This window comes from Sulfuricurvum sp. RIFCSPLOWO2_12_FULL_43_24, assembly GCF_001829605.1.
In the GTDB taxonomy this organism is placed as follows: Bacteria; Campylobacterota; Campylobacteria; order Campylobacterales; family Sulfurimonadaceae; genus Sulfuricurvum.
The window spans coordinates 1-9,591 of the sequence record NZ_MIBT01000006.1; the positions used below are offsets into that span (position 1 = coordinate 1).

Annotated in this window: 8 protein-coding genes; 4 read left to right on the forward strand and 4 right to left on the reverse strand. The window is 45.2% G+C overall.

Translation table 11 applies throughout. The features are described 5' to 3' along the window. Window positions 1–98: 98 nt before the first annotated feature. Window positions 99–3,020, reverse strand: a complete 2,922-nt coding sequence (locus tag A3G19_RS00420) for an EAL domain-containing protein (protein WP_294869995.1) — start codon at window positions 3,018–3,020, stop codon at window positions 99–101. Beyond that, on the reverse strand, window positions 3,017–4,354 hold the full coding sequence (locus A3G19_RS00425) for a diguanylate cyclase (RefSeq protein ID WP_015654697.1): 1,338 nt from the start codon (window positions 4,352–4,354) through the stop codon (window positions 3,017–3,019). The genes A3G19_RS00420 and A3G19_RS00425 overlap by 4 nt, the downstream gene beginning before the upstream one ends. A gap of 226 nt (window positions 4,355–4,580) precedes the next feature. Between A3G19_RS00425 and A3G19_RS00430 the strand changes: the two genes are divergently transcribed. Further along, window positions 4,581–5,912: a diguanylate cyclase gene (locus A3G19_RS00430; protein ID WP_294869997.1), complete on the forward strand. Its 1,332-nt coding sequence runs from the start codon at window positions 4,581–4,583 to the stop codon at window positions 5,910–5,912. Here the strand turns inward: A3G19_RS00430 and A3G19_RS00435 are convergent. Next, the gene (locus A3G19_RS00435) at window positions 5,866–6,234 is read right to left on the reverse strand and encodes a hypothetical protein (RefSeq protein WP_291750904.1); all 369 of its coding nucleotides are present in this window, start codon (window positions 6,232–6,234) and stop codon (window positions 5,866–5,868) included. The genes A3G19_RS00430 and A3G19_RS00435 overlap by 47 nt on opposite strands. 108 nt (window positions 6,235–6,342) lie before the next feature. Between A3G19_RS00435 and A3G19_RS00440 the strand changes: the two genes are divergently transcribed. The 3 genes from A3G19_RS00440 (at window position 6,343) to A3G19_RS00450 (ending at window position 9,271) form a co-directional block, all read left to right on the forward strand. Next, window positions 6,343–7,104, forward strand: a complete 762-nt coding sequence (locus tag A3G19_RS00440; RefSeq protein ID WP_294869999.1) for a M15 family metallopeptidase — start codon at window positions 6,343–6,345, stop codon at window positions 7,102–7,104. Window positions 7,105–7,111: 7 nt separating this feature from the next. Further along, a complete protein-coding gene (locus A3G19_RS00445) occupies window positions 7,112–7,570 on the forward strand; it encodes a nucleoside deaminase (protein WP_294870001.1) in 459 nt (152 codons plus the stop codon). Between the two features lie 69 nt (window positions 7,571–7,639). Further along, complete coding sequence (locus A3G19_RS00450; protein ID WP_294870003.1) at window positions 7,640–9,271, forward strand: methyl-accepting chemotaxis protein; 1,632 nt, start codon at window positions 7,640–7,642, stop codon at window positions 9,269–9,271. On the opposite strand, the gene arsC is transcribed toward A3G19_RS00450, so the two are convergent. Beyond that, window positions 9,268–9,591, reverse strand: a 324-nt coding sequence (gene arsC / locus A3G19_RS00455; protein ID WP_294870005.1) for an arsenate reductase (glutaredoxin), incomplete at its 5' end; no start/stop codon positions are given. The genes A3G19_RS00450 and arsC overlap by 4 nt on opposite strands.

Here is a 9,591-nt window from a genome sequence, read left to right on the forward strand (position 1 = left end):
AAGATACGATAGATCAATTTGTCATGCAAGTCGATGAAAAACTCTATCTCGCGAAAGAGCGGGGACGCAATCGCGTCGAATAACGGGAACGTTTATCCTCATGCGAGGAGTTTTGCAAACTCCGCTGCCGGAACCGGCGGGCTTTTAAAATACCCCTGATACATCGTACACCCTTTTTCCCTCAAAAATTCAATCTGCTCGATACGCTCTGTCCCTTCGGCAAGAATCTGAAAGCCTAAAGCTTGACCCATAGCAATGATCGCCGTAACGATCGCCATATCATCCGATTCAAACGGAATATCGTCCACAAAACTTTTATCGATTTTCAACACATCGATCGGAAACCGTTTGAGATATGAGAGCGATGAATACCCTGTACCGAAATCATCAATCGCCAAACGGATACCATGAGCACGAAGGGTATGCAGCATGGCGACCGCTTCCTCTTCACGCTGCATCAAGGCACTCTCGGTCAATTCGAGTTCAAGCCTATCCGCTGGATACCCGCTTTTTTTAAGAGCATCTTCGACCATCGCCGGAATATTTTGGTGGCGAACCTGATGGGCGGAAAGATTAACGGCTAATGTCAGACGATGCCCCTGATCAAGCCAGATTTTCCCCTGTCTGCACGTCTCATTCAGTACCCACTCCCCAATCTCTCCGATCAGTCCCGTCTCTTCGGCGATCGGGATAAAAAGGGTAGGAGAGACAAGACCTCGCACAGGACAATTCCAGCGAATCAATGCTTCGGCTCCGACAATACGACCCGTTGCGATATGCACTTGCGGCTGGTAGTAGACTTCAAATTCTTGATTCATCACCGCACGCCGTAAACGTGTTTCACACTCTATCCGCTTACGTGCCGAATCGGTCAGTTCATCCGTATAATAGTGATAGGTTCCACGCCCCTCTGCTTTGGCTTTATAAAGTGCCGCGTCGGCATGCTGCAAAAGCTCTGACGCATCCTCTCCATGATCGGGGAATAAAACAATTCCTACGCTTGAACCGATATGAATAGACGCTCCACTGGAGAGCTTATACTCCGCTCCCAACGCCTCGATCATCTCTTCCGCTAATCGTCCTGCATCCTCAGCATGGGCTAAATGTTCCAGCACTACGGCAAATTCATCACCCCCCAAACGGCTGATAATATCCCCTTCTCGCAAGCGGGATGAAAACCTCTCTGCGACAACCTGCAACAGTTCATCTCCGGCATGGTGTCCGTAACTATCGTTAATGTCTTTGAAACGATCCAAATCGAACATTAACAGTGCTATTTGTGCCGTATGCCGCTTCGCCTGAACAATCGAATTTTGAAGATGTGACATTAATAAAGCACGATTCGCCAAACCCGTGAGAGGATCGTAATTTGCCAACGTTTCCAACCGCGCTTCATAATGCTTCCGTTCCGTAATATCCCGTGCAATTCCGAGCATTCCGATCACGTTTCTCGAACCATCTTTCATCGGGACTTTTGTAACTTCGAACTGCCCCTCATAGCTTTTATCGGCAAACATCAAATACTCTTCATTATTACGCGGTTTTCCTCCCCGAATCGCCGCGTGATCGTTATCACGAAAAAATTGCGCCAATGCCGCATCCACAAAATCAAAATCGGTTTTTCCGATAATTGCGGATTCTTTTTCACCGAAGAAACGTTCAAACATAGTATTGCAGGCCAAATATTTTCCGTCTAAATCTTTTGAAAAAATCAAATCGGGAATATTGTCCAATAGGGTTCGTAAAAAAGTGCTCTGATGTGCCAGTTCTGCCTGCTGTTCTTGTAAATGTCTCTCAATCCTCTTTTGCTCGGTGATATCACGAAAAACCGCGATCATGTGTGGGACTCCGCCTAAATCAATCGCGATTACATTCACCCACACATCGATCACACTCCCATCTTTGGTACGATGCTGCGTCACAAAACTGTCTTTCCCTTCACGTTCAATCGCTTCGATATGCTGACGGGTCTCTTCGGGTGTTTCCGTCGTACAATAATCAGGAATCCCCAACAGGGCAAACTCCTCTGAATCGTATCCCAACTGCTGGTAAGCCGCTTCATTAAACTCGACCGCTCTCATGGTGCTACTCTCCAGCAGAACAACCCCATCAGGAAGGGCTTCGAACAATTTTCGAAGCTTCAACGCATTTTTTTCAATCGACTCTTTCTCGATTTTGAGCTCTTTTTTCTGCTCCCCTATTTTGCTAATCGTATCATTTTTGTGATCGATAACTCGGATTAAATATTCAAAATAGGCCCCGTGTACCGCATGAAGAACATCATGCCGGCTGAGCAGTCCTACAAGATTCCCTGTCTCATCCACAACAATCAGCTGATGAATACCGTGCGCTTCCATCAATGTTGCCGCTTCTTGGAGTGGAATCTCTTTGTGGATCAGATGGCAATCATGATGGAGGAGTTCGTTTACCATCGTCTCCCCTATCTCTTTTTGAGCACACCAGTGAGCAATATCTCTCTCCGTAACGACTCCGACAGGATGGGGACCCTCAAGAACCACCCCATAATCGCATTTACGTTCCCGCATTGCAGCTGCCGCTTCAAAAAGAGGGGTATCCAGAGCAAGAATGAGCGGCGAACTGCTCATTGCTTCGGAAACGACCTTGAATTTTCCCAGTTGTTCAAAGCCGATATGTCGTAGAAAATCCCCCTCGCTCACTACCCCCGCAAACAACCCGAGTTCATCTACAACGACCAAATGGCGATACCCTTTCTCCTCCATCAACGTATAGGCATCATGCAAATAAAGGGTATTCTCGACACAAAAAGGGTCCGTTGTCATCACTTCCGCTAAAGCGGTCTCTATGCTAATCACATCCGCAACAACACGCAGAGCATCATGCTCCGTGAAAATCCCGATCGGGCGGTTCTCCTTGTTTACGATGATAATCGAACTGATTGAGAGCTCCGTCATCATCGCCAGAGCATTTGCTATGCTCTGATCGCCCTGCAATGCTCTGGGACTCTCGGAGAGGAGCGATTTTAAGGTAATCAGCTTCACTCTCTGCTCTCGCACGCAATCGTACAGTTACGCCCTGCATCTTTGGCCGCATACATCGCATCATCCGCTCTCTCTATCGCCGTGTGGAGAGTGTCTTCACCCTTCACTTCGGTAATTCCGATGCTGCATGTCACCTGTCCGACCCCGTCGAAGTTTTCCGCTTCGAGAAGTGAGCGGATTTTTTCCGCCACACCATACCCCTCTTCGCATCCTGCATTACGGAGCAGCAAGACAAATTCCTCTCCGCCCCAACGGGCAAAAAGATCCGCTTCACGGACCGAACCGGTCACCAATGACGCAAACTGTTTAAGAACTGCATCACCGATGTTATGTCCGTGCGTGTCGTTAATCTGTTTGAAATGATCCAAATCAATCATCACCAACGCCAGTTTATTACTCTGACGCTTCAGCTGAGAAAGCTCTTTCGAAAAAAGTTCAATAAACATATGGCGATTATGGATATCTGTGAGAAGATCTTTGGTCGCAAGCTGCGTTAAATGTTGATTCTTTTGCTGGAGGATTTGGGTGATCTCTTCGAACTGTTTAAAATGATCCTGCATCAGCTGTGACCATTTGAGATACGTTCTGGAGATCAAATCCTGCTGTGTCACGATACCCGCAACATGCCCCTCATCATCGGTTACTACGATTCTCTTATAGGGGCGTTTGCGCAGATATTCCAACCCCTCATTGATCGAAGCTTTTTGGTTGAGAGTTTCGACCGGAGAAGACATGATGTCTGACACTTTCATACTGCTGTGTGCTTCATCTCCGATAAATCGAAGTATGTCTTTTGAAGTGAGGATTCCAACCGCTTCGCCCCCTTTTTGAATAATCACGCAATCACTCAGAGAATCTTTCATAAACTCCAGAATCTCCGACATAGGGGTATCCGGAGCAAAGCTTTTGTAGCCGTATTTTTTTTCAAAAATCGTGGCAATTTGAAGCGAATCGAGAATCACCTGAGGATCAACGCTCGCGACGATATCGCTGTTGGTCACCAATCCGTACAAACTTCCATCCGCATTGCAGACACAAATATGCTCGTCGATATCGTTGGTGAGATTCAGAGCGCTGACGATGTTGCTCTCTTTGTCAATCATCGGCAAAGGGCGAAGCATTACCTGAGAAAGGGGGGTTGAAAACGAGATTCCCTCCAGCTTTAAACGAATAATGTCTTTGGTCGAAATAATATGATGAAGCGTTTGATTCACAACAATAATACTGCGATGATTATGCAAATGCATTTTATTCAGGGCATCTTGAATACTCTGATGGATATCAACCGTTATCACATTTGTTGTTGCGATTAACCCAAGGGTTGGGAAAAACATAGGTATACCTTTTTGTTATGCTTCTTTATTATAACGCTAGAACTCTCAAAAAAAAGAGCTTTATACAAAATTGTTTAATGTTAAAATAATTAATAACGCAATATAATGATCAAAATTAACGAAGGATATCACCTGTTCCCATGAGTTCCCGCATGTTCTTTTCTTTTATCATCAGTAGTTTATTTTCCATTCAACCTACTGATTTCAATTGCATTTTTAATATGTGATGGAGCTTTTAGCGGTCCCTTCTCTCGTTATCGTACTGGCCTTATGGGTTGTACACTCCGTTTTTCTCAATCGCCGCTTACTCCAAAGCCAGAACCGCTATCAACAATTTTTTAATGATTCTCCCGTCGCCCATATCGTTATCGATAAAAACCATAGAATTATCGAGTGGAATGAAACAGCGGAGATCATTTTCGGCTGGGAACGTGAGCAAGCAATAGGGGAAGAGATCATCGATTTTTTAGTCCCTCAATTTGACAAAGCGCACGTCTACACTATTCTCAAAAAAGCCTCAGCAGATGGGCTTAGTCACTCCAAAAATTATAATGTTACGCGCCACTACAAAGAGATCTTTTGCGAATGGCGAAACCGGTTGCTTGAGGGGACCGATGGAGAGATGTTATGTATGGCGCAAGACATCACCGTCTCCCAAAAAATCCTCGATGATTTGCATAAGCGTTCTACGGCCCTAGAGGGTGCCGGTGACGCCATTTTTTACACCGATGAAAAAGGGTTTATCGAATTCGCCAACCGAAGCTTCTTTTTCCTCAACATCAGTGATCCCGACACCGTATACGGCAATCATATCGGAACCTTTTTATTTGAAGATCGTCTCACATTTAGTACCTTAAAATCCCAATTTAATGCCGAACAAACCTGGAGAGGGCGCATTACAAAATCGTTTGAGGGAAAAAGCAAAGTCCTCAGTGTCTCGATTACCGCCATCTATCACCGCAGCCGTCTGGTCAGTTATATCGCCAATCTGCACGACATCACGGTGCTAAGTTCTCATGTTGATGCCCTCACCTACCGTGCGCAATACGACGCATTGACCGGAACCCTCAATCGAACCGCGATGAACGATCGTCTCTCCCAAGCACTCTTTCGCGCTCAACGCAACGGTAACAAGATTGCCCTCTATTTTATTGATCTCAATGATTTCAAACAAATCAATGATCAATACGGCCACGAAGCAGGAGATATACTGCTAAGAAGTATCGGGCAAAATCTTCAGGCATGCTTGCGCAATACCGATACCGTCTGTCGTTACGGAGGGGATGAATTTATTGTCATTATTGAAGACATTAAAGGAGAAAATCATTTGGATACTATTCTAGAAACCATACAAACCGCTATCTGTGAACCTATCAATATCGAAAATGAAACGATTATTTATCCCCATGCCAGTATCGGAATGGCACTTTATCCGGACGATGCCGTAGATGAAGAAAATTTAATCCGAGCGGCAGACATCTCAATGTACACCGCAAAAAAAGAGAAATACCTCAGCGTACCGGCACCAATACGCGACGCTGACAATCGCAATCGCTAAAATAGACCCATTGTTCTTCATAAACCGGCTGCGGCGTATAAACGACCGGAGAGCGTACACTGGAAACATAGGTTACAGACTCCCGTCGCGGTTCAGAGAGAGCATACCCGAGTACCCCACCGATCACGAGAGGAACAACCCAATTAGCACTATGATGTCGGCGGTCATTATGAGAATAATTCGACATTCTCATATGTCGAGGAGATTCATATCGCCCACCTCGATCATATCCTCCCCGATCATGTCCGCCTGAAGCGTACACATTTGATGTTAAAATTACTGCGGCAGTCATAACCACCATCCAAGGTTGAATCGTTTTCATAGGATACTCCTAGAGTTAAGATGGAGGTATCATGACATTTCAGTGTGAAGGAAACGTGAAATGTTTAGGATGATAATTGGGTAAAATAACATCCACTTAGGAGAAAATATGAAACTTTTTACACTTTCAGGGGTCTTAGCCCTTGCGGCGACATTGGGATGGAGTAGTCCTCAATGTTATTTGGATGGATACCCGAACCTCATCGCTTCAGCGGATGAATCGGCCATCATCCTCAAAGACGGAACACGTTTTCCTTACCACACCCAAAAACCTCAAACCTCGTGGAATGAAAAAATCGACAATGCCGATCTCGCTACCCAGTTAGAGCAACCCTATGATGCAGGGGGAATAGAGACACCCCCGCCGTATCTCTTTAGTCCGGGCCGCCTCCGCTACCAACCGTTTTTCCAAGCCCTCTACGGCAAAGATCAAAAAGCCATCGAAAAAAATCTCGTCCGTATCGACTGGCCAACCATCAAAGGCTCCGTAAAACTTCCGGTTAATAAAGTGGGAGGAGTCGATAAAAAACTTTTTCTCATCGGTCAAGAGATCGCAAAACTCCCTAAAGCGGATCGCATTTGGGCGGAAGGGGCCACCACCTATTGCTATCGCGTGATCAAAGATACTGACCGCCTATCGATGCACAGCTACGGAATCGCAATCGATTTGGCTCCGAATACGACCCAATACTGGAAAGATGAAGCTCCCTCCGAAACCGCCCGTATCGGCTACCGCAATACTATGCCGCTCTCTATTGTTCGTATTTTTGAAAAACACGGCTTTATCTGGGGAGGACGATGGTATCACTATGACACCATGCATTTTGAATACCGTCCTGAACTCTTCGCCCCTTCTTGTGCAGGGAAATAAGCGCACCATGAATCACTGGATGCAGATCGCTTACGATGAAGCGGTATTTGGGATGCTCAACAACCACGGAGGGCCATTCGGTGCACTCATTATGCGTGATGAGCTTATAATAGCTTCTGCGCATAATGAAGTGTTGCAGACCAACGATCCCACCGCTCATGCAGAGATCAATGCCATCCGAAAAGCCTCTCATATATTAGGAAAATCCAATCTCTCCGACTGTATTCTCTATACCACCTGCTATCCGTGCCCCATGTGTATGGGAGCGATTTTTTGGGCACGAATCCCTACCGTCTATTATGCTTCATCCATGGACGATGCCGCAAAAGGCGGGTTTGATGATAGGATTTTTTATACCATGATCCGCGATCCCGAAACAGCTCTTGATCTTCGAGCTGTCGATACGGAAAGAGGAAAAGAACTTTTCACAAAATGGCTCGACAAAAATGACCGAATTATCTATTGAGAATATTAATGTGACCTCATTGTAACCATAAGATTTTAAACTGCCGTACCCCCATCAAAGGTGTACGGTATGTCTTTCTCCTTTTTCGCACGGCTTTCAATACGTCAAAAGATTACCCTCCTTGTCATCATGGCACAGTTGTTTGCTCTAGTCGCAATCATCATCGGCGTTATAGGGATGTATTTATCCAATACCTCATTAACGACCATCCATACCCAAAGTCTTCAACCGCTTCAGAATCTTCGCAACTGTAAAAATTCCCTCGATAAAGAGATTCTAATCACAGCAACGAACCTTTCACAAGGGACAGAAGATTTCGACTCAGCGCTGTTATCGGTCGAAAAATCCCATAAGCATTTTAAAGAACAATGGGATGCGTATCTCAAAGGTGCGGTAACACCCGAAGAAGCACAAAAGATTTCATCGGCAAAAGTAATCATAGACCGCGCCGAACGTTCTATCCTATTACTCGAACAAGCCATAAAAGATAAGCAATTGATGAGCGTGTTAGATCTGATCCAAAGTGATTTTCCCTACACTATCACCCCCGCCAGCGAACAGCTTGACGAGCTGATCGAGTTGCAGATTACCAATGCCAATAATCTCTATACTATTGCTCAAAAAGATTTTCAAAAAATGCTGTGGCTCATTCTCCTCTCATTCCCGATCGGAATGATTATCGTCCATATTGTGCTTCATTATATCACCAAATATTTACTCAAAAAAATCGCCGATCTCACTCAGATTGCACAACATCTTCGATCAGGAAATCTTCTTGAACGGATCGATTCAAACGGAAATGATGAGTTATCCACAGCGGCCAAAGACATGAATGATTCGATGCAAGAGTTGCAAAAAATGATGAGCAGCATGAAATGTTCATCCGATAACAGTATCTCCTCGGCCCAAGAACTTTACAGTGTTTGCAGCGTGATTAAACAGCGTTTGGAAACCAGCGCAACCGATATTTCTCAAAGCCATAACCATATCCTCACCCTCCAAAAAATCATTCATACCTCTACCGGCATGTCTGAAGAAACGAATACCAAAATCCAAGAAGCCTCTACGCAACTCACCCAGGCCAGTAAACAAATTACCCGGATGAATGACGATATTCATACCGTTTCCCAAACCCAAATGATCCTCTCGGATGATCTTAAAACGCTTAGCTCTCAAGCGGGAGAGGTTAAAGGGGTACTTAATATCATCGGGGACATTGCCGATCAAACCAATCTTTTAGCGCTTAATGCCGCTATCGAGGCAGCACGTGCCGGAGAACACGGAAGAGGATTCGCCGTCGTTGCCGACGAAGTACGCAAACTTGCCGAACGGACCCAAGAGAGCCTGTCAAAGATCAACCATACCATCAGTACAATCGTCGCTGCGATCACCGATACAAGCCAAAAAATGGATAAATCGGCTACTTCGATCCAGCTGGTTTCCAAAGATTCCAATGCGGTTCAAACGATAATTCAAACCTCATCATCACTCATGACGATAGCGGCAAAGAGTATCCATCACTCCAATCAGGGACTGGTAGAACTAAATGAGGGGATGCAGTTGATTTCAACCAAAATCGATTCAATCAATGTCATTGCCACGTCCAATACAACCAGTATCTCCCAGATTACCAATGTCGCACATGGACTTGATCTCAATACCGTAGATTTAAATCAAAAGCTCCAAAAATTCCGAACTTAGCCTAAAAACTCTACCGTTTTTTCGACCGGACGACCAATCACCGCTCGATTTTCTTCGATCAAAATCGGGCGTTCAATGAGTTTAGGATATTCCGCTAACGCATCGATCAGCTTCTCCTCATCATTCACTTCTGCCAACCCTAACTCTTTATACAGATCCTCTTTCGTCCGCATCAGCTCCCGAGCTGAAATCCCTAGTTTTTTTAACAAAGCGGTAATTTCTTCTCGTGATGGGGGGGTATCAAGATATTTGAATACCTCAAAAGATCCCCCTTTCTCTTCGAGCAATTTCAACGCTTCACGTGATTTTGAACATTTCGG

Coding starts and splice junctions, on each gene's coding strand:
- A3G19_RS00425 (WP_015654697.1), bottom strand. CDS start 4,354: ATGTTTTTCCCAACCCTTGGGTTAATCGCAACAACAAATGTGATAACG.
- A3G19_RS00450 (WP_294870003.1), top strand. CDS start 7,640: ATGTCTTTCTCCTTTTTCGCACGGCTTTCAATACGTCAAAAGATTACC.
- A3G19_RS00440 (WP_294869999.1), top strand. CDS start 6,343: ATGAAACTTTTTACACTTTCAGGGGTCTTAGCCCTTGCGGCGACATTG.
- A3G19_RS00435 (WP_291750904.1), bottom strand. CDS start 6,234: ATGAAAACGATTCAACCTTGGATGGTGGTTATGACTGCCGCAGTAATT.
- A3G19_RS00445 (WP_294870001.1), top strand. CDS start 7,112: ATGAATCACTGGATGCAGATCGCTTACGATGAAGCGGTATTTGGGATG.
- A3G19_RS00430 (WP_294869997.1), top strand. CDS start 4,581: ATGGAGCTTTTAGCGGTCCCTTCTCTCGTTATCGTACTGGCCTTATGG.